The organism is Maribacter sp. 1_MG-2023, assembly GCF_030547005.1.
In the GTDB taxonomy this organism is placed as follows: domain Bacteria; phylum Bacteroidota; class Bacteroidia; order Flavobacteriales; family Flavobacteriaceae; genus Maribacter.
In genome coordinates this window covers 90,907-110,604 of the sequence record NZ_JAUOPN010000001.1, presented here as the reverse complement: position 1 = coordinate 110,604, position 19,698 = coordinate 90,907, and the positions used below count along the sequence as shown (strand labels likewise).

Here is a 19,698-nt window from a genome sequence, read left to right as displayed (position 1 = left end):
TATAACTCATTAAATATAAGCCTTTTATTTAGTAATTTTCTTTATTCTATCAATGAAAATTTCAAGATAAAACCCTTGCATTTCCTCAGACAAGAATGACGATTTAATTAAATTCTTAATGTCATCTATAGAACCATTAAAACGATTAAGGACACCAGCAATTTGCATCTTATTCAAGCCAAGGTTTATTGCAAATTCTATAAAATGGTCCTTTTTAAGTTTCCTTTTTTTTCCACCTATACTCAATGCCATCTCTTCAGCATCATCCGGGTTCAAAATAGCAACATTCAATAAATCATATGCAGGTGATAAAGCCCAACCATATGAAGTTTTTATCATTGAAAAATTTTTCAAATGCATATCGTTGTTACCGGTTAAATAACTAAATATTGTCAGTTCAAAAAATCGTAGCTTATCCAATAACGTGTTTTCAGCATAGGAAGTAATAGCCTTCCCAATACGTTCCATTGAACCTTTGTATTTATCAAAAGCTTCAGTAATCTGAAACATATCCAGCATATGAATCTTGGTACCATCCTCTTCTCTATCTATACGCTTAGTAATATACGAGAGCTCTCCTGAGGACAATCGTATTAACGATTGTGGTACCACTTCTATTTCTAATAATTTAGCGATCTTCATTGTCAAATGTTCGTTCGCCGGCATTTCTTGAAAATCTTTAGATGGTGGTTTAAATATATAATTACCACCTAAGGCGCCAACAACGGTTAACCTACTTTCTTTACCTGTTTCATCTAAAACGGACATAGAAAGCTTTGGCTGCACCCCTGGTACCGCAATACTACGTTCTACCACTTGTTCGGCCAGCTCACTCATTTGATTTAATGAATATTCTATTTTTGGTGGCGTTTCGGCACCAAAAAATTCAAGACTACATGATTTATGAAAATCACCTTCTCCATCGATTTCTTTATAGCAGTATAGGCACCTATTCATTTTCTTGTATTACAGGTTCAACACTTACCGCTCCTATACAATTTTGGCAACATGCCATTAATAGTCCCATGCGATCATTTCTATTAATTTTCCAACTATTGGAAGCAATGTTTAATAACCAACCTTCGGGTATCAATCCTTCAAAAAATGGAAATAACCTATTATCCGTATATAATTCATTACTAACCGGCATTTTAAAGGTAATAAATTGATTAGGGTAATCGTTTACATAAACTTCGTCATAAGCAAATGTATATTCCCCGTCATCAGTTTCTATTAATAGACCACAATAAATAGCATCATAAAATATTTTAGCTTGTCTCATCTCTTTCCAAATCTTTTAAACTTACCGGAATTAATTTGTGTCCAAACATTTTCAGTACTTGGTCTACCTTTTCAAGATTAAGATTAGTCTTGCCTTGTTCTATTTTACGTACTACTGTTAATGCCACCCCTGCCCTTTCAGCAAACTCTTCTTGGGTTAGATTAACTTCTTTTCTTCGTTCTTTTACAAATTCGGATAACTCCTTCATTATATGCAATTAAATATAATTTTATTCTAAAATACAATATTATATGCTTAAACGTATAAAAATATATTTTATTATTATTCTATATGTAAAAGCATATAAAATTATAATGAGAAAAGTCAATCTTAATCCGTAAACAACTAATTTATAGACATATATACCCAGTAATAGGTATTGTTTAAATATGGTCAAATCATTTCTTTTACTATCATAACCAAAAACTATTTAAAATGAAAAAAAATATAGTATTACTAAGTTTTCTTGCTATCATTCTTTCTTGTAATAAGACAAATGATACTACAGAAATTGATGAGACATCTACTGTTGAAACTCCAACTGATGAAGTTCCAATTGATAACGGAACTAATTTTGACAACATTAACGTAAGTTTTAATGAAGTTAACAGTCAAGAAGGAATTAACTATTCAAATCTTCTTCAATCTACCATAACCATTTCCAATGATATACAGATTTCAACATTTGGTCAAATAGGTGTTGATGGTTTTGCAACAGGAATCGAAAAAATTTACACTTACAACGCAACCGAAGGCATTGAATCTATAATGCTTTTGGATGACAATAATGAACCATCTTTCATTTACGGTGTAGATATTGCTACTGGTGAAAAATCAAGCGGTGTTACTGAATTTGAGAGGATTGATATCAATAGTTTTTATGTCCGCTTATATGATTATGACTGGACAAATCGATTAGGCACACTACTTTTTGAAACTATAATAACAAAAAATGGTGACACTTTCACTAGCTCCCCAGTGTTTGAAACCACGACAAACACAACTTCTAAATCAAATAAGTCCGGAACATCTTTTAAAATCCCAATATTTAGACTTGATAATTTTGAAAGTGGCAAATCACATTCCCAAACCTTGAGGTCAAGTGATTTAATAAATGATTGGGTCAATGACTTAACAGATTTTAGAAACAATCAAATTCCAGAGTTTTTAGGAGTTCTCAAAGATGTTGGAATTGTAGCAACATTAGGTGCTGGAGCAGCTGTTTTGGTTGGATCAGCAGGAGCAGCACCACTATTCATAGGAGCCGCGGCCTTAACAGCTACAGCGACGGCATTAGAATTCTTCATTTCAGATGATTTTTCAGATTTCATCGAAGAAGTTCAAAGTGACTTTAGCGACATAGGAAATGATGTTAACTCTAATATTTCAAGCTTGGTTGAAATTATTGAAGGTTATAGCGATAATACTTCTACATTTTTGAATGATAATCTAAATCAATTATCAACTTCTGAAATTCTTGATGACATAGAAGACTTTGAACTTTTAGTAAATAATGAAAATCTAAATGATTTACCTGACAGTAATGGTGTACTTCAAATTGGATTATCGTGGAATACTAATAATACCGATATTGATTTGCATGTAGTAGACCCTTTGGGTACGACTATTTTTTGGGAAAATCCTACATCGTCATCAGGTGGCTTTTTAGATAGAGATGACATAGATGGTTTTGGACCTGAAAATATCTTTTGGAATGGAAATTATCCTGACGGTATATATAGCGTATCTGTTGTTTATTTCGGTTGTGAGTTAGATATTTGTCCTTCTACTAGTTACACAATCAAAATTAGTGATGGACTTGGGTTCCAGCAATCATTTTCAGGTAGTTTGAGTTCCGAAAATGATTCTAATTTGGTCTCAAGTTTCGAAGTAGTAAATGGACAAATTATAATATCTATGTAGACAATTTACTAAGCTCAAAGAATTATTTTCTTTGAGCTTATATTTTTAACTATTTCATTACATGGTCTAATAAATTCTAAATGGACTTATACTCCTTTTAATATAATAGAACATAAGTTTGTATATAAATTTTAAAATTCATCAAAGACCGAATTAACTGCACTAATCCTAGCAGAATTATCAACTTGATGGTATTGATTAAACGATTTTATATCCGTGTGTCCTGATATACTCATAATCGTCTTATCTGCAATACCCTTATTACGCATTATGGTGATGAAGCTTCTTCTAGCGGTATGCGTTCCTATCCTTTTATTAAAAGGCTTAATGAATCTTTGCTGAACGACACCTTTTAACCTAGAATATTCCACATCATGCGTCAATCCGACTTTTGCAATAACTTCCTTTATTGCATCATTCTGTTTTTGGTTAGATATTACCGGTAATTGATAATCGTATTTTTTAAGAATTGACAATGCCAATTTAGACAGTGGTATTAACCTAGGTATTTTATTACTGTTTTTTTCTTCTTTTAGTAGTATGCAATTACTTGGTGTAATCAATCTCTTGTTTATCAACTTAAGCTCACCATATCTCATTCCGGTTAAACATTGAAAAACAAAGGTATCAGCAACCTTTTGTAAATGCTCTGTTTCAAAATCCGTATTGTAAATCTCAACCAAATGCTCTAAACTAAGCACTTCTTCCCGGGTTAAAACCCGTTGTGGTTTTTTAAAAGTTGTAAATGTATCATTATAAGCATAACCGTTTTTCAACGACCAAAACATAAAGGTCTTAAATAGACCAACATTTCTACTAAACGTATTGGTATAATGATTCTTATATTCATAGCAGAAATCCGTAAACTCGGTAAAGAACTTTTTATTGATTTTTCCGAAAGTGAGTTTGTAATTATAAACGCGTTCAAATTCAATCAATAAATTTTTAATGTTTTTGTAACGCTTTATAGTAGATTTTTTCCACTCTTTTAATTTAATCTTTTCTTGAGTAAACTTGTCGAAAACTTCAAAGAATGAACTAGCCATACTAACTCTCTCAAAAACCTTATCAAAGTGTTCTTTTAACGTACTACTATCAAACTCCAATTCCCCAAGTTCTGACCTAGATTTAATTAGCTGAAAAGCATCTTCAAAATCTCTTATTCTTTTAGATATAGCTAGTTGGTTTTTAGAAACCAATTTCCCTACTTTATTTGGTCTTTTATTTATAAAATCCCAATGTATTGGAAGAATTGATTTTTGGGTAGAATAAACAAACTTCTTTTTTTCTTGATTGAAATAGCAAGAAAAAAGAATTAGCGTTTCAGTTTCGGATTTGGAATTTCTGAGATAAAAAGAATATTTCATAATTTTAAAAAAATGCAGTTTATAGATGCGTTGACAAAATCGTTGACAAAAATGTTATAACTCTTTATTAAAAAAAGTTATAAACAGATATAAAAAACAGACATAAACATCTGTTTTTTAGAAACATACACATTAAAACTGATTATCTAAAACTATAAAGGGGAATAGCCTCCGGCTCCACGATTAAGCGCAATTGGTTTGCGCTTTAGAACAAAAAAAGTCCGACAAGTTTACTTGATCGGACTTTGTTGTTTTAAAGAGTCTGGCCATTTTTTTGGACAGCCAATTGCATTTACAGAACGTGAGCTAGTTGGGAACACCGTAAGGTAATCCTCCGGCTCCACTAATAAAAACCACCTTCTGGGTGGTTTTTTTCGTTACACCTGCGGGATTCGAAAGCCAGCACATCAGCTCGCACCGTGCTAAATAGGTCTACTAGACCTTTTATTAACGTAAGGTCGTCTCCGGCTCCACAAAATAAAACCACATTCTAGGTTATTATATCTATGAATGAATTTGAAATTTTTATACCGCAATTTTACTCATCGCAATAATATCATTCAAATTTTTAGCAATTAAAGGTTTTGAGATAAAATCACGAACCAACTCATAACTTCTTCCTTTTTTGATTTCAGATTGATCAAAATGAGAACTCACAATAAATACTTGCGGTTTATTACTGAAAGTTAATTTTTGGAATTTATCTAAAAACTGCCAACCGTTCATAACTGGCATATTTAAATCTAATAAGATAATATCAGGCAATCTCTCCCCACTTTTTAAAAGAGAAGTTAAATTGTTCAAAGCCTCATAACCATCTTCATAAACTAGAATATTAGCACTCACAAAGTTATTGTGATTCAAAAGAATCTTGGTGCCATAAACACAAATGGGATCGTCGTCTATAATACAAACTGTGTCAACTTTCATATCAATTCATTTTTTGGGAAAACTTTATATAATAAATATACGTTATAATAATTTTAACAAGATAAAACTTACAAATTAATTTTACTAAAAACTAATATTTATCATATAAAGGTCAATTTTGAGTATTTAAATTTTCATTTAAAAAGCATGAAATCAACTCAACATCAGCCATTTACTACTGATAATTTACGAAAATCAAAAAAAAATACGAAAGAATTTCACAAAAAGAATACTTAGTATCTTAATACAGTAAGAAAATATTCTTCATAAAAAAATACATTTGTTTTTATGTATTGAAAGAAAATATTAAAGAGTTCTAACTTTTAACACTTTCAAATAAAATAGTCAAAAATTACAAGCACTAAAGATTATGATGGAAGCTGCTAGTATATAAATGACAATCTTTTTAATCACACCAAATAAGAACTACCTAGCATTTATATTCTATATAAATCATCTAATCCGTTTTAATAAAATTTCTTCTCAACGATTAGCATTAAGTGTCAAAAAAATGTGGACTCCAATAATTAATTAACTACAGCTAAAACTATATATAACTCATTATCTGTAAAACCATTAAATGCATATTTAAAAATCAACCAAAAACCTAGGTTACGAACAAATGTGAATTACATTGTTATCAACATGCTTATATCTATTTCATTTAATTACGCAGTTGAAACGCTTTTTTATTTATTTTTGGATTCTACCAAAACCAACCATGACTGAAAATATTAGACAAATGTTCAGTAAAATGAACGACGAAACTCGCAATGAAGCGCTGCTACTTTTGAAGTCAGAGTTTAATTTGGAAAGCACCAAATACGTTAAAAAAAACTGGATTATTGGTGGTCGTATTCCTGAAAAGAATCAAGAGAAAATTGTTCTGATTTTTCAGAATCTTCTAAGGACTCAAGTTTTTAGAATCAATGAGATTAAAGTTCAACTTTAATTTAAACTTAACTTCCTACTATATTTAACCTGTAATATAGAGCATAAAAAAACCGATACACTTTGAGGATGTACCGGTTGTTCAACTAACTCAAACTTATTCTAAACTCGATGCAAAGATGCATTCAATTATTAATTTCAAGTTTATCTAAACATCAAGGTAACTTTAAATTCTTTGTCTTTTGAAGTTTATTTAGCAGATACATAGGACACCTCAACAATAAAAAGAATTTAAAATCACCTTTCAATATACGCCAACTTGAACATACAAATTACGCTATGGTCATAAAAAATTCTACTCATAATTTTAACCATCAATGATATAGTCAATCAAGAAACCTAAGTCGAGTAAAAAAAAGGTATGACTTTCAATTTTATATTAAAAAATCAAAATAATTCTACATACAATATAAGTCAATACACTTATATTATACACCATTTTTGTTATCAACAACCGGTGTTAATAACATTTATGTGCATTTCATCGAATAAAACCAACTTTTCGTCGTTAATGAATAAAGTTTAAATATTTTCGAAATGCGCTAATAAAATAGCGAGATAATTTTTACCACCAATTACATGAAATTATACCCTACCAAAACCTTTTTCGTCCCTGTAGCAGCCATTATTTTCCTTTTAAGTTTATCTTCTTGCGGCAAGGATTATGACCTAGTTTCAGAATACGTAGTACGAGATAACGCTGAAAAAGTAATATCAAACAATACCACCGACAGCAACAATTTTGGAGTAGCGGTTATTGATAATGTAAGTTCTATAAAGTAGCATCAAGAAATATAAACAATCCTTTTTAAAACTGGTTTGTTTACCTTCTACAAGCACCAACTTATTTTAAATTGTATTAAAAGCTAGAAATCTTATCTGGCTGTTTTTGAAGACCACAATCTTTACGCTGTAGTAACCACTATATTTTACTTGGTATTAAAAGTGCATAACCTCAACATTTATTCGCAAATACGCTCAAGCACCTTATACATACCTACATTTTAGTTAAATGCCAAACATATAAGCGAAGCACCTGTATTAATGCATTTTCTGCTAACTTTGCAGTACTAAATCATTCTTCTCTTTTTGTATACGATAATTGACATAGAAACTACCGGAAACGGCATAAAGGGTAATCGAATTACCGAAATTTCCATTTTTAAATATGATGGTCACGAGGTCATTGATGAGTTTACTTCTTTGGTAAATCCAGAATGCCCGATACCCGCCTTTATAACCGGACTTACAGGTATTGACGATGACATGGTACGGAATGCTCCGTTGTTAGAAGAACTAATTCCGCAGATCGTAGAAATCACCAAAGACACCATTTTTGTAGCCCATAGTGTCAATTTCGATTACAATGTCATCAAAAACGAGTTTAAATTACTTGGTCATGATTTCTCTAGAAAGAAACTATGTACGGTTCGTTTATCAAGAAAATTGCTACCTGGCTACAACTCCTACAGTTTAGGAAAGTTAACTGCTGCATTAGGTATACCATTAACAGATCGACACCGAGCCCGAGGCGATGCACATGCTACGGTACTTTTATTCCATAAATTACTGAGAGCCGAAAATGCAGATACCGTTTTTAAACAATTTTTGAATTCAAAATCTCAAGAAGCTACTTTACCTCCTGGGTTGCCAAAAGAGGAATATCTAAAACTACCAACCACTGCTGGTGTGTATTATTTTAAAGACAGTAAGGGGAAAATCATATATGTAGGTAAAGCCAAAAACATTAAGAAAAGAGTGCTTGGTCATTTTTATGATAAAAAGACAAAAGAAATTACCCTCTGTGCAGAAACTACTTCATTAGATTTTGAGGAGACAGGTAATGAACTAATTGCCTTACTAAAAGAATCTGCCGAAATTAAACACCACTACCCTAAATACAATAGTGCACAAAAAAGGTCTATTCAACAATACGGCATTTTCACTTACGAAGACCGAAACGGCATTATACACCTTGCGTTCAATAAAATAAAGATGACTCCGAATCCGGTTGCTATTTGTTATAGTCCAACCGAAGCTAGGCAGTATTTAGAAACCCTGTGCAGCACTTTTGAGCTTTGCCCTAAGTATTGCCATCTACAAGAAAATGTGGCTGTTTGCTCTCATTATAAAATTAAACAATGCATAGGTATTTGTTCTGATTTAGATATTGTAGAAGAATACAACCAACGCGTACAAGATGCCTTACAAAGTATTAAAGAAGTAGAAGCTACGCTGGTCATCAAAACCAACGGCAGAACTATGGATGAAAACGGATTTGTTGTCATCAGAGAAAACAATTATTCCGGTTACGGGTTCGCCCCTACCGATGTTGCCATAAAGCAAATTGAAGATCTTGAGATGTTCATTACGCCACAAAAAAATACGCTGGAAACCCAGCGTATTGTTGAAAGCTATGTAAGAAATAATCCTACTGCCGTATTTGCTTTATAAGTTCAGTACTACAATACCTATAAGGTGGTTGGACAAACATAGTCTGTCTTCTCTAAATCTTCATTTTTAAGTGCTCCGTACCCACCTTTTACATCAATAAGATTGTGGATTCCGCGACTCTTTAAAATAGACGATGCTATAACAGAACGATATCCGCCAGCACAATGCACTAAAAATTCTCCTTTCTCAGGAAATTCAGATAAATGCTTGTTCAATTCACTCAACGGCGTATGAACTGCACCTACTAAGTGCTCACTTTGATATTCTCCATCTTTACGAACATCAAAAATACCAACATTACCTTTATCAATAAGGTTTTTAGCTTCTGATGCTGTTATAGATGTTATTTGGTCAATTTCTTTACCAGCAGCTTTCCAAGCTTCAATTCCGCCTTTTAAATATCCTATGGCAGAATCAAAACCAACACGCGATAATCTAGTAATTGCTTCTTCTTCCTTTCCTTCAGGTATAACCAATAATAAAGGCTGTTTGGTATCAGCAATTAAATCGCCTACCCACGGAGCAAAATCACCGTTAAGTCCTATAAAAATAGATCTCGGTATATGACCTTTCACAAATTCATCTTGATGTCTTACATCTAATACCAAAGCTTCAGTATCGTTCGCTGCTTTTTCAAACTCATCGGGCGACAATTCAACATTACCACGATCAAGTACATCTCCAATATCTTCATACCCTTCCTTATTCATCTTTACGTTCAAAGGAAAATATTTAGGCGGTGGCAACAGACCATCGGTTACTTCTTTCACAAATTCTTCTTTGGTCATATCTGCCCTAAGGGCATAATTCATTTTTTTCTGATTCCCCAAGGTATCGACCGTTTCCTTCATCATATTCTTACCACATGCAGAGCCTGCACCATGAGCAGGGTACACAATAACATCATCTGCCAACGGCATAATTTTAGTACGTAAACTATCGAACAACGTACCAGCCAGTTGCTCTTGGGTCATATCCGCAGATTTCTGAGCTAAATCCGGTCTACCTACATCACCTAAAAACAAAGTGTCTCCTGAGAAAATTGCATGGTCTTTACCATTTTCATCTCTTAACAAATAGGTCGTACTTTCCATGGTATGCCCTGGTGTATGTAACACCTTAAAGGTAATCTTACCCAATTTAAACTCTTGTCCGTCTTCGGCAATGATAGCATCAAAAGAAGGGTTTGCTGTAGGACCATAAATTATTGGCGCACCAGTTTCTTTCGATAAGGTTACGTGTCCACTTACAAAATCTGCGTGGAAATGGGTTTCAAATATATACTTGATTTTTGCATTGTCGTTCTCAGCCCTTTTAATATAAGGACTCACCTCTCTTAATGGGTCAATTATTGCTACCTCTCCATCACTCTCAATATAATATGCTCCTTGAGCCAAACAACCTGTATATATCTGTTCTATATTCATTCTATACTTTTTTATTTTAAAATATCCCTTCCCCTTTAAGGTACGAGATTTATTTAATTTAGACTTCTTTTAGCTTTAGCCATTCTACTATTTTCATAAGCTACTTTTGCGGCCAATAATGAAATTTCATTTGGATCATCAAAGAAATCCACTGCTTCCTTCGTTTTTACAAATAAAAACTCCCGTTGCAATTCTTTAATGATTCCTGTATTAAAAATGATATCACGCGTTGGTCCAATTGCTCCTGCAATAAAAAATTGTAGTCCTCTTTCACGAATATCGTGTATTAACTTTGATAGCATATCTGCTGCAGTAGCATCTATATAATTTATAGATTCAGCATTTAGAATTATCCCTTTTAATTGGGGTCCTTTTGCTCTCATATGTTTTAATAACTGCTTTTTAAAATAGGCAGAATTACCAAAATATAATTGCGAATCAAATCGAACAATTAAAAGATCATTACGCACCACCACCTCATCTGCAAAACGAATAACATTCTTGTAGTAGTCAGAATTACCAATGTTACCTATCTCCACAAAATGCGGTTTAGACGTTCTATATACCATTAACAATAAAGAGCATAACACACCAATTAGAATACCTTCCGTTATACCTATAAATAGTGTGATTATAAAGGTAAGCAACATTATAAAAAACTCATCTTTTCTATTGAGCCATAAATGTTTGAAGTAAGCAATATCAATAAGTTTTACTACAGATACCATAATAATACTTGCCAAGATTGCATTGGGCAAATATTGAAATAACGGCGTTAAAAACAATAAGGTCAGTACCACCAATATAACACTGAATATTGCTGAAAGATTCGTTTTTGTACCAGCATCGTAACTAATTGCAGATCTAGAAAAACTTGCGGTAACTGGGTAACCTTGAAAGAAAGACCCAACAATATTTGACGAACCAATAGCTATTAATTCTTGATTAGCATCTATAGTATCTTCACCTGTTTTATCTTCTATGGCCTTACCAATAGAAATAGCTTCTAGATACCCAACCAACGCCAAAGCAATTGCAATAGGTGCTAATTTTTCCATGTCTACAATATCTAATGTTGGCATTACAAAAGTTGGAAATCCGCTAGTGACTTCACCTACTAATTTAACTCCATAGACATCAAGCTGAAACTGATAGACAGCCAATATACCTAGCACTACTATTATTAATATTCCTGGGATGTTTTTATTCCATTTTTTAAAGCCCAGCAATAATGCTATACCAACAATACCAATACTAAAATCTACCCAATTGATTTCACCTAGTTTGTAAAAGATATTAAAAACGGTTTCATAGATTTTATTACTGCCTGGTATAGAAACACCCAATAAATGTTTCAGCTGACTTAATACAATGATAATCGCTGCCGCGGATGTAAAGCCACTAATAACGGGTTTAGAAAGAAAATTGACCAAAAACCCCATTCGTAGAACACCTAATAAAAACTGTATGCAACCCACCATTAAGGTAAGCAACACGACCATTATAATGTAGTTTTCTACACCGGTAATTGCCAATGTCCCCAAACCTACGGCAACCAATAACGAATCCATCGCTACAGGACCTACGGCTATTTTTCGTGATGTTCCTAAAAGTGCATAGGTTAGTATAGGAAATAATGAAGCGTATAGACCATGAACTGGCGGTAATCCTGCAATCATTGCATACGCCATACCTTGCGGCACTAATACGATACCCACAGTAAGACCAGCCAACAAATCTTTAATGAAGTAAGCTTTTTTATAGGTTGAAACCCATTCCAAAAAAGGGAAAATGTTTTTCACAGGTCAAATTTAATCATTTCAAAGGGCATAAAATCAGATTTTAAAACCATTACTTTATTGATTCAGAAGTCTGTTAAACTCCAGAGCATTTTCTACCCAGAAATCAAGATCATCTTCGGAGTCGAATCCATCGGGACCTACAAATAAAAAACCTCGAATTGGCTTGCCAGTAAAGTCCATTGGTCTGCTACCCGGTTTGTTTAGTAGTTCTTCATAATTCAATTTACCAACACGCACCATTAACTTATCTTCTTCGCTTTTTTTGTCGAACATAATACCAATGCACATTTTACCATTGACCATAAAGGTGAGTCCGCCCATCATTTTCTTCTCCTCCAGATGACCTTTGCCTTTTAAACGAGGTCTAACCCTATCTGCTAAATACTCACTATATGCCATTGCTTAGAAATTAAGTTCTTCTGGTTCTAGTTCTTTATACACTACTTCTTCGGCAATTGATTCTATATTTCCCGCATAGCTTTTACCACGGAGTTTGCCCACGGTGTGTGCTTGCAGTGCCACATTATTATTTGAGCTCAGCAGCCCTTCTAATTCTTTTTCAAAATCTGCAGATGATGTTAACCACTGCTCTTCCATATCTTCCCCCAACATTAATGGCATACGTGGTTCTTTCAGTTTCGGGTTATTATGAATTTTAGCCATCATACCATTTCCGACTGTAGTTACAATTGAAAATGAATTGATAGTACCGTTATGTTCAGGGTGTATCCACTCAGACCACAATGCAGCTAACGCTAAAGGTTCATTATTTTTTCGGTGGATAAAAAACGGATAGGTATTATCGTTATAATGGTGATGCTCGTAAAAGCCGTCAACATAAAGTATGCAGCGTTTTTCGTTGGCAGCATCTCTAAAAGCGGGTTTCTCGAAAATGGTTTCTACCCGAGCGTTCAAGGTACTATTCCAAATTTTCTTTTGTTGTTCAACACTATTCACCCAATGCGGAATCAATCCCCAAATTGCTACAATAGGATAAAACGGATCATCATTGGTATAAATTAAAACCTCAGGATGCGAAAACCCTGATGCATGGTGAAGCGGCAAATCGGTCAACGGTGCAAGTTTCTCAACAATCTCTTCAATCGCCTTTAAATCTTGACTTCTCTTTGCTCTTTTTAACTGCGCCTCTAAGCTGGTTTTTACATCATAACACATACACTATTCTTTAGTGATGAATTTTAAACTATACAGGTTTTAACGTAACTGTAAAAATAGCCGGCTCTTTCTTTAATACCATAAAACCTTCTGCTAAATCATCTTGTTCTACCGCATACGGATAAAAGGTAATTGGCTCTATACAGACCATATTAGGTACCTCCGTCCAAAGCATAAAATGACTAAAACCTTCAGACGTTATTTGTAGCGATTTCTCATCTTTTAAAGTAATTACATCTGTATTTGGCACTTGTAATGCTCTACTGCCAACTTCCAAAACCTCGGGTATGGTAATATTTTGTTCTCCGGCAGAAATGATCGCATTTTCAGAATGTAGCATAAACGCAGGGTGATAGCCCAACATAAAAGGCATGCCTTCTTCGCCAGAAATTGAAAACGTAACCACCAACGAATTGTCTATTAATTCAAGTGACTTTACAAATTCAAAATCGTAAGGCCAGCTTAATTTCTCTGCTGTAGATTTTTTAGGATATTTTGAATTTAAAACCTCAGTATTTGCTGTATATTTTTTAGAGAACACAGCTTTACTTGCTGAGCTTTCTACCAACTTATATTTCATTTCCCGCAGCAGACCGTGCTGATCTTGAGTAGCAAAACCCTTGGGAGTTTTCACTTTAAAATCTACCTCATTTGTTGGTCCGATCAACGGAAACATTTCAGTGTCTACACTGCGCCATCCAGGGTTTCCCTTTTGGTGCATAAATTCATAACCAGAAACTTGGTAGCCTACCAATTCTCCTGCTTCAATTGTCACTTGCTGGTCACTTACTCTTAATGTTGTTATATTACTCATTTATCAATCTATAAATTAATAATGCTGTTCTTTTCGTTAATGCTTCAATAGTATTCAAATTCACCGTTTCTTCGGGAGTGTGGGCTGCATTACCCATAGTACCCAGTCCGTCTAAACAATCTACATACTCCGCTACAAAAGAAGTATCTGCCGCACCTCTTTTACCCGGATCGTATGCTAAAACCTCACCTTGTTTTAAATCTAAACTCACATTGTTCAGTTTTGTCAATAACGCCTTATTACCTTCAGTAGGTTGCATTGCTGGGTAACTATCTTTGAAAGTTACTGTTGCAGATGTATGTGGTAAATTATTCGCCACTACGGTTCGCATATTATCACGAGCACGTTCTTTTTGTTCTTCAGATATAAAACGTAGTCCGCCACGGACTTCTGCTTTTTGAGCCACTACATTGGTCTTACCAAAAACAGTTCCCTTACTGGTCATTTCATCAAATTCTACAAAAGTACCACCAACTAAAGTCCCAGGATTAAAAGTCAATAAATCTTCTCCTCTAACATCGGTATAAAATCCGTTTAAGATTCTCGACATTTCAAAAATAGCTCCTGCACCTGTATCTTCACTAAAGATACCAGATGAGTGCGCTCTCTTACCCTCTACCTCAACTTTCCACCCTGAAGAACCTCTTCTGGCAACAGTTGCATAATTGAATCCGGTGGAGTTTTCAAAACCTAAACCTATGTCACTTCTTTTAGCAGCTTCAATTAAATCATGTCTACTTTTCTCTAGCGGACTACCTGTACTTTCTTCATCACCTGTAAAGGCAACAATAATTTGAGCATCATTTAGCAATCCGTTTTGTTGTAGCGCTTTTAAAGCATACAGCACTATAACATCGCCACCTTTCATATCATTACCACCTGGTGCATGAGCAATAGAGTCGTTCACCATCTCAAAAGTTTGAAACGGACTGTCTTCTTCAAACACCGTATCTAGATGACCAATAAGTAATAACTTCTTTCCTTTTGTCCCTTTAATTTCAGCAAATAAATGTCCCGCTCTATTCATTTCTTCAGGCATAGGTATCCAGGTACTTTCAAAACCGATATCGGTGAAAGCAGAAGCAAATTCTTGACCTACCATTTCAACACCTTTTAGATTTAAGGTACCGCTATTAATGTTTACGACTTTTTCTAAAAATGAAATTGCCTCGGCATTATTTTGCTCAATAGATTTTACAACCTTCTTCTCGTTCTTTGAAAGTTTCTGTGCATTGACGCCTGTCAATAAAAACACAGCAATTAGGGTAAGTAGTAGTTTTTGATGCATGTGGTCTGTTTTACATCAAATTTACCAAAAACACTTAATTTATAACGAGAATAAACCACTTACTATGTTAAGCTCTAGAGTAAAATAAAATGTGGTGCGAATAATTACTATATTGCACCATAATCATTTTTTATGGCAACGATACGAAAATCTATAACCTTTACCGATCAGCAAGACAATTGGATAAAGCTAAAAGTTGAAAATGGCGATTATACGAATGACAGCGAATATATTCGTGATTTAGTCAGAAAAGACCAGCAAGAAAATATGAAATTGGCAGAACTAAAAAATGCCATTGATGAAGGTTTACAAAACGGAAGAAGCTCATTAAAAATCAGTGATATTATTGAGCAAGTAGATAATGGCAAACTATAATTTATCTGCAAAAGCGCAACGAGATTTAATTGCTATTTACAAATATGGAATTAAATTTTTTGGACAATCGCCCGCAACCACTTACTTGCAAGAGTTAGAAAACTTTTTAATTGAATTATCCGACAGACCTACATTGGCAAAAGATGCTTCAACCATAGCCAACGGATTGAAATTCTATAATTATAAAGCCCACGTCATTTTCTATCAATTCGAAAATGAGAACGAAATTTATATAGTAAGAGTTCTTGGAAAACGAATGAACTTTATTGAACATCTATAGTTCAAACCCTCCCAACACTACTCAAACCGAATAGCTTTCACCGGTGTAATTCTAGTAATAATGTATGACGGGATCAAAAGCATCAATAAACAAAGTAACAACACTCCCGCATTTAAAAGAAGAACAGTCCAAAGATCTATACTTACAGGTATGTACTCAATGTAATATTCTTTCGGGTTCGGGAATTTGAAAATTCGAAACTTCTCTTGAATAAATATAATACCAAGCCCAATAAGATTGCCCCAAAATAAACCAACAACAATAAGATAGGCTGCATTATACAAAAAGACCTTTCTAATACTCCAGTTGTTAGTACCCAATGCTTTTAAAATACCAATCATTGGCGTACGCTCTAATATTAAAACGAGTAATGCAGTAATCATATTTATACCACCAACAATGATCATGATGCCAATGATAAGGGCTATATTAAAATCGAACAAGCCTATCCATTCAAAGATTTTATAGTATTTATTTTTTATAGTTTTAGTATCTAAACTTGCTACCGTTTCACCGTAAATCTCATTCGCTTTTTGATCTATATCATCAAAACTATTCAAGAAAATTTCAAAATTACCAACTTCGTTATCTTCCCATTTATTCATGCGCTGTATATGGCGTATGTCTGTAAAAATATAGAGTCCGTCAATTTCTTCAAATCCGCTATCGTAAATTCCGGTAATAGTAAATTTTCTTTGATTGGGTATTTTATCAGCAGCATCATCTCGCAAAAAAAAGGTAAAGAAAGAATCTCCCACTTTTAAGTTCAAACGATTTGACATGATTCTCGAAATAAGAACATCAGAATTTAACTCTCCGGAATAATCAGGTAAAACGCCGTCAATTAAAAACTCATCGAACGGCTCCCAATTATATTCCTTTCCTACACCCTTGGCGATAATACCCTCAAAGGTTTCTTCAGTACGGATAATACCCGCCTTGGTCGCCACAGCTTGTATATGTACAATGCCATCGACCATATTGAAGTCCGGATAAAACTCTTGCTCCGTACTCACGGGCACCACAGAAACTTCAGAATTATTATTGTCGTAATTATAGATTTGAACGTGACCGTTGAAAGCAGTTATTTTTTCACGTATTTTCTCTTTTAAACCACCTCCTGTAGCAATGGCGACCAACATCATGATAACCCCTATTGCAATTGCTGCAATGGCTATTTTTATTATTGGTGCAGATATGCTAATTTTATGCTCCTTACCCTTTATAAGCCGTTTGGCGATAAAATATTCTAGATTCAAATGATGTTATTTTTATCCAATTTCAAAAGTACAGTTTTATTATGGTTTTTGGTATTGGCTACCTGCGGAAACGAAACCAAAGAGCAAGCCATTACCACATCACCAACCAATGAACCCCTAATAGAACAAGAAGCAAAAGAAATTGTTGTCGCCGCCAACCGTACAGAGGTATATGTACCGCTTTTAAAAGGAAAAAAAATAGCTATTGTCGCTAACCAGACCAGTGTTATTTTTAAATCTGACGGGCATACACATTTGGTAGATAGTCTGCTTTCTTTAAATATAGATATTAAACACGTATTTGCCCCAGAACACGGATTTAGAGGGAATTTTGATGCAGGTGAACACGTAAACAATAGTAAAGACATTAAAACAGGACTAGATTTAATATCATTACACGGTAAAAACAGAAAGCCAAGTCAAGAGCAATTAGAAGGTGTAGATTTAGTTGTATTCGATATACAAGATGTGGGCGTTCGTTTTTATACCTATATCTCGACTATGCAATTGGTGATGGAAGCTTGTGCCGAAAAAGGAATTCCTATTTTAGTTTTGGACCGCCCTAACCCGAACGGTCATTATGTAGACGGACCAACCATGGAAGCTGCAAACACCTCTTTTCTAGGGATGACTGAAATTCCGTTAGTGTACGGAATGACCATCGGTGAATATGCTAATATGATCAATAATGAAAAGTGGTTGGAAGGTGATAAAAAAGCTGAATTAACCGTAATCCCTTTAGAAAACTGGACACATGATATGTTTTACAGTTTACCAATTCGACCTTCTCCAAATTTACCAAATGACACTTCTATTACGCTATACCCTAGTTTAGGAATGTTTGAAGGTACCAACATTAATGCCGGTCGCGGAACAGAGTTTCAGTTTCAACGCTACGGCGCTTCATTTTTAGATTCAAAAATATACGATTTCACCTATACTCCTGAGCCAAATTTCGGCTCTAAATACCCAAAAGAAGAAGGAAAATTATGCTACGGTAAAGACTTATCTAAATCTGAGCGTATGAATGAGGTAACGATGGATTACATTATTGATGCCTATACTAATACGGTCGACAAGAGTAAATTCTTTATCACTAGCGGATTCACCAAACACGCAGGTAACAACAGACTACAAAAGCAAATTGAAGCTGGTGCTACCAATGCCGAAATAAAAGCAACTTGGCAAGATGACATTGAAAAGTTCAAAAAAATTAGAGCAAAGTATCTACTTTACTAAAGGTTGTTCGCCAGCAATATCAGTCGTTGGTTTTCTATACCCTACAAAAGGATATTTCAGCAAAGAGCTAATTTGACCATTAGCCACCTCATCAGGAAAAGTGTCTACACCGTAGATAATTTTCTCTCTGTCTAAATGCATATACGTACCAAATAAGCGATCCCACCAAGAGAAGATGTTCCCATAATTACTATCTGTATATGGTAGTACATAATGATGATGCACTTTATGCATATCTGGTGAAATAATTATATAACTAATCGCTTTATCAACTCCTTTTGGCAACTTTATATTTGCATGGTTAAATTGAGATAAGACTACCGATAAACTTTGATACAACATAATAATACCTACCGGTGCACCAACTACAAAAACACCAACTAAAGTAAATATATAGCGAATGATACTTTCTAAAGGATGGTGTCTGTTCGCAGTAGTCGTATCTACATTATGATCCGTATGATGCACCAAATGCACCATCCACAATGGTTTTACTTTATGCTCTACTAAATGAGCCATGTAAGCTCCAATTAAATCTAACAACGCCACACCTAAAAACACATATGCCCATAATGGCATTTCTGGCAACCAATTAATGATACCGAAATCATTTGCAACTGCCCAATCAGAAGTTTTTAATAATAAAAATGCTAGTGGAAAATTGATAACTATAGTGGTCAATGTAAAAAAGAAATTAGGCAGCGAATGTTTCCACTTGTTATAGCTTCCATTAAATAAGGGTACAATACCTTCTAGTATCCAAAAAAATGTAATCCCGCCAACTAAAATAAGTGATCTATGAGCTGCCGGGATCGATTCGAAATATGTTATAAGTTGTTCCATTAAATGAGGGAGTCGTTTAAGTTATGAGCCGCAAATAAACATTCTAATACTTAATTATTGTATCATCAATAAAAAATATGAATTATGATAAATTCGCAACTAATCACCCAATATAATAAACTTTTGTTGATTTCATAACTGAGAATTGTACTTTTTAAAAATCTTGTTTCAAAAATACAAGGCTTGAAGATTTGCTAAAACTCACATATTATGGGTAGATGGTCACTGATTTTCAGCCAGTAGGATACTGGTCCTATTTCGAGTGTTTTAATATTCTTCAAGAATTCT

20 protein-coding genes are annotated in these 19,698 nt (G+C 34.1%); 7 read left to right on the top strand and 13 right to left on the bottom strand.

Annotation, left to right across the window (positions count from 1 at the left end; translation table 11 throughout):
- Positions 1 to 24: 24 nt before the first annotated feature.
- From Q4500_RS00605 to Q4500_RS00595, 3 genes are read right to left on the bottom strand one after another with little or no spacing between them, the layout of a single operon-like run.
- Positions 25 to 957, bottom strand: a complete 933-nt coding sequence (locus tag Q4500_RS00605; protein ID WP_303597819.1) for a HipA domain-containing protein — start codon at positions 955 to 957, stop codon at positions 25 to 27.
- On the bottom strand, positions 950 to 1,282 hold the full coding sequence (locus Q4500_RS00600) for a HipA N-terminal domain-containing protein (RefSeq protein ID WP_303597818.1): 333 nt from the start codon (positions 1,280 to 1,282) through the stop codon (positions 950 to 952). The genes Q4500_RS00605 and Q4500_RS00600 overlap by 8 nt, the downstream gene beginning before the upstream one ends.
- A complete protein-coding gene (locus tag Q4500_RS00595; protein WP_210706529.1) occupies positions 1,269 to 1,490 on the bottom strand; it encodes a helix-turn-helix domain-containing protein in 222 nt (73 codons plus the stop codon). Before Q4500_RS00595 ends, Q4500_RS00600 begins: the two co-directional genes overlap by 14 nt.
- A gap of 227 nt (positions 1,491 to 1,717) precedes the next feature.
- On the opposite strand from Q4500_RS00595, the gene Q4500_RS00590 reads away from it, so the two are divergent.
- Entirely contained in the window at positions 1,718 to 3,205 is a 1,488-nt protein-coding gene (locus Q4500_RS00590) for a YfaP family protein (protein ID WP_303597817.1), read from the top strand.
- 131 nt (positions 3,206 to 3,336) lie between these two features.
- Here the strand turns inward: Q4500_RS00590 and Q4500_RS00585 are convergent, their stop codons facing one another.
- Together Q4500_RS00585 and Q4500_RS00580 are read right to left on the bottom strand one after the other, a co-directional pair.
- Positions 3,337 to 4,572: a tyrosine-type recombinase/integrase gene (locus tag Q4500_RS00585; protein WP_303597816.1), complete on the bottom strand. Its 1,236-nt coding sequence runs from the start codon at positions 4,570 to 4,572 to the stop codon at positions 3,337 to 3,339.
- A 525-nt stretch (positions 4,573 to 5,097) separates the two neighbouring features.
- Positions 5,098 to 5,502 carry a two-component system response regulator gene (locus Q4500_RS00580; protein ID WP_303597815.1) on the bottom strand — a complete coding sequence of 135 codons (405 nt, stop codon included), beginning with the start codon at positions 5,500 to 5,502 and terminating at the stop codon, positions 5,098 to 5,100.
- Positions 5,503 to 6,223: 721 nt separating this feature from the next.
- On the opposite strand from Q4500_RS00580, the gene Q4500_RS00575 reads away from it, so the two are divergent.
- The 3 genes from Q4500_RS00575 to Q4500_RS00565 all read left to right on the top strand — a co-directional run bounded on the left by Q4500_RS00575 (position 6,224) and on the right by Q4500_RS00565 (position 8,907).
- Complete coding sequence (locus Q4500_RS00575) at positions 6,224 to 6,454, top strand: hypothetical protein (RefSeq protein WP_303597814.1); 231 nt, start codon at positions 6,224 to 6,226, stop codon at positions 6,452 to 6,454.
- Between the two features lie 578 nt (positions 6,455 to 7,032).
- Entirely contained in the window at positions 7,033 to 7,236 is a 204-nt protein-coding gene (locus Q4500_RS00570) for a hypothetical protein (RefSeq protein ID WP_303597813.1), read from the top strand.
- Positions 7,237 to 7,542: 306 nt separating this feature from the next.
- Positions 7,543 to 8,907, top strand: coding sequence for an exonuclease domain-containing protein (locus tag Q4500_RS00565; RefSeq protein WP_303597812.1), 1,365 nt, complete (start codon positions 7,543 to 7,545; stop codon positions 8,905 to 8,907).
- Positions 8,908 to 8,924: 17 nt separating this feature from the next.
- Here Q4500_RS00565 and Q4500_RS00560 read toward each other — a convergent pair whose 3' ends face one another.
- The 6 genes from Q4500_RS00560 to Q4500_RS00535 are packed head-to-tail and all read right to left on the bottom strand — an operon-like array spanning position 8,925 to position 15,414.
- Positions 8,925 to 10,334 (bottom strand): rhodanese-like domain-containing protein, encoded by a 1,410-nt coding sequence (locus tag Q4500_RS00560; RefSeq protein WP_303597811.1) that lies wholly within the window; start codon positions 10,332 to 10,334, stop codon positions 8,925 to 8,927.
- Positions 10,335 to 10,387: 53 nt separating this feature from the next.
- On the bottom strand, positions 10,388 to 12,136 hold the full coding sequence (locus tag Q4500_RS00555; protein ID WP_303597810.1) for a SulP family inorganic anion transporter: 1,749 nt from the start codon (positions 12,134 to 12,136) through the stop codon (positions 10,388 to 10,390).
- 54 nt (positions 12,137 to 12,190) lie between these two features.
- Positions 12,191 to 12,535: a TfoX/Sxy family protein gene (locus Q4500_RS00550; RefSeq protein ID WP_303597809.1), complete on the bottom strand. Its 345-nt coding sequence runs from the start codon at positions 12,533 to 12,535 to the stop codon at positions 12,191 to 12,193.
- A 3-nt stretch (positions 12,536 to 12,538) separates the two neighbouring features.
- Positions 12,539 to 13,312: an SOS response-associated peptidase gene (locus Q4500_RS00545; RefSeq protein ID WP_303597808.1), complete on the bottom strand. Its 774-nt coding sequence runs from the start codon at positions 13,310 to 13,312 to the stop codon at positions 12,539 to 12,541.
- Between the two features lie 28 nt (positions 13,313 to 13,340).
- The gene (locus Q4500_RS00540; RefSeq protein WP_368389709.1) at positions 13,341 to 14,126 is read right to left on the bottom strand and encodes an aldose 1-epimerase; all 786 of its coding nucleotides are present in this window, start codon (positions 14,124 to 14,126) and stop codon (positions 13,341 to 13,343) included.
- On the bottom strand, positions 14,119 to 15,414 hold the full coding sequence (locus Q4500_RS00535; RefSeq protein WP_303597807.1) for a M20/M25/M40 family metallo-hydrolase: 1,296 nt from the start codon (positions 15,412 to 15,414) through the stop codon (positions 14,119 to 14,121). The genes Q4500_RS00540 and Q4500_RS00535 overlap by 8 nt, the downstream gene beginning before the upstream one ends.
- 132 nt (positions 15,415 to 15,546) lie before the next feature.
- Here Q4500_RS00535 and Q4500_RS00530 point away from each other — a divergent pair, with 132 nt between their 5' ends.
- Positions 15,547 to 15,789 carry a type II toxin-antitoxin system ParD family antitoxin gene (locus Q4500_RS00530; protein WP_303597806.1) on the top strand — a complete coding sequence of 81 codons (243 nt, stop codon included), beginning with the start codon at positions 15,547 to 15,549 and terminating at the stop codon, positions 15,787 to 15,789.
- Positions 15,776 to 16,069: a type II toxin-antitoxin system RelE/ParE family toxin gene (locus Q4500_RS00525; RefSeq protein WP_299320950.1), complete on the top strand. Its 294-nt coding sequence runs from the start codon at positions 15,776 to 15,778 to the stop codon at positions 16,067 to 16,069. Before Q4500_RS00530 ends, Q4500_RS00525 begins: the two co-directional genes overlap by 14 nt.
- A 17-nt stretch (positions 16,070 to 16,086) precedes the next feature.
- Here the strand turns inward: Q4500_RS00525 and Q4500_RS00520 are convergent, their stop codons facing one another.
- Positions 16,087 to 17,328: an ABC transporter permease gene (locus Q4500_RS00520; RefSeq protein WP_303597805.1), complete on the bottom strand. Its 1,242-nt coding sequence runs from the start codon at positions 17,326 to 17,328 to the stop codon at positions 16,087 to 16,089.
- 3 nt (positions 17,329 to 17,331) lie between these two features.
- On the opposite strand from Q4500_RS00520, the gene Q4500_RS00515 reads away from it, so the two are divergent.
- On the top strand, positions 17,332 to 18,567 hold the full coding sequence (locus Q4500_RS00515; protein ID WP_303598244.1) for a DUF1343 domain-containing protein: 1,236 nt from the start codon (positions 17,332 to 17,334) through the stop codon (positions 18,565 to 18,567).
- On the opposite strand, the gene Q4500_RS00510 is transcribed toward Q4500_RS00515, so the two are convergent.
- Positions 18,556 to 19,410 (bottom strand): sterol desaturase family protein, encoded by an 855-nt coding sequence (locus tag Q4500_RS00510; RefSeq protein ID WP_303597804.1) that lies wholly within the window; start codon positions 19,408 to 19,410, stop codon positions 18,556 to 18,558. The genes Q4500_RS00515 and Q4500_RS00510 overlap by 12 nt on opposite strands.
- Positions 19,411 to 19,698: the final 288 nt, after the last annotated feature.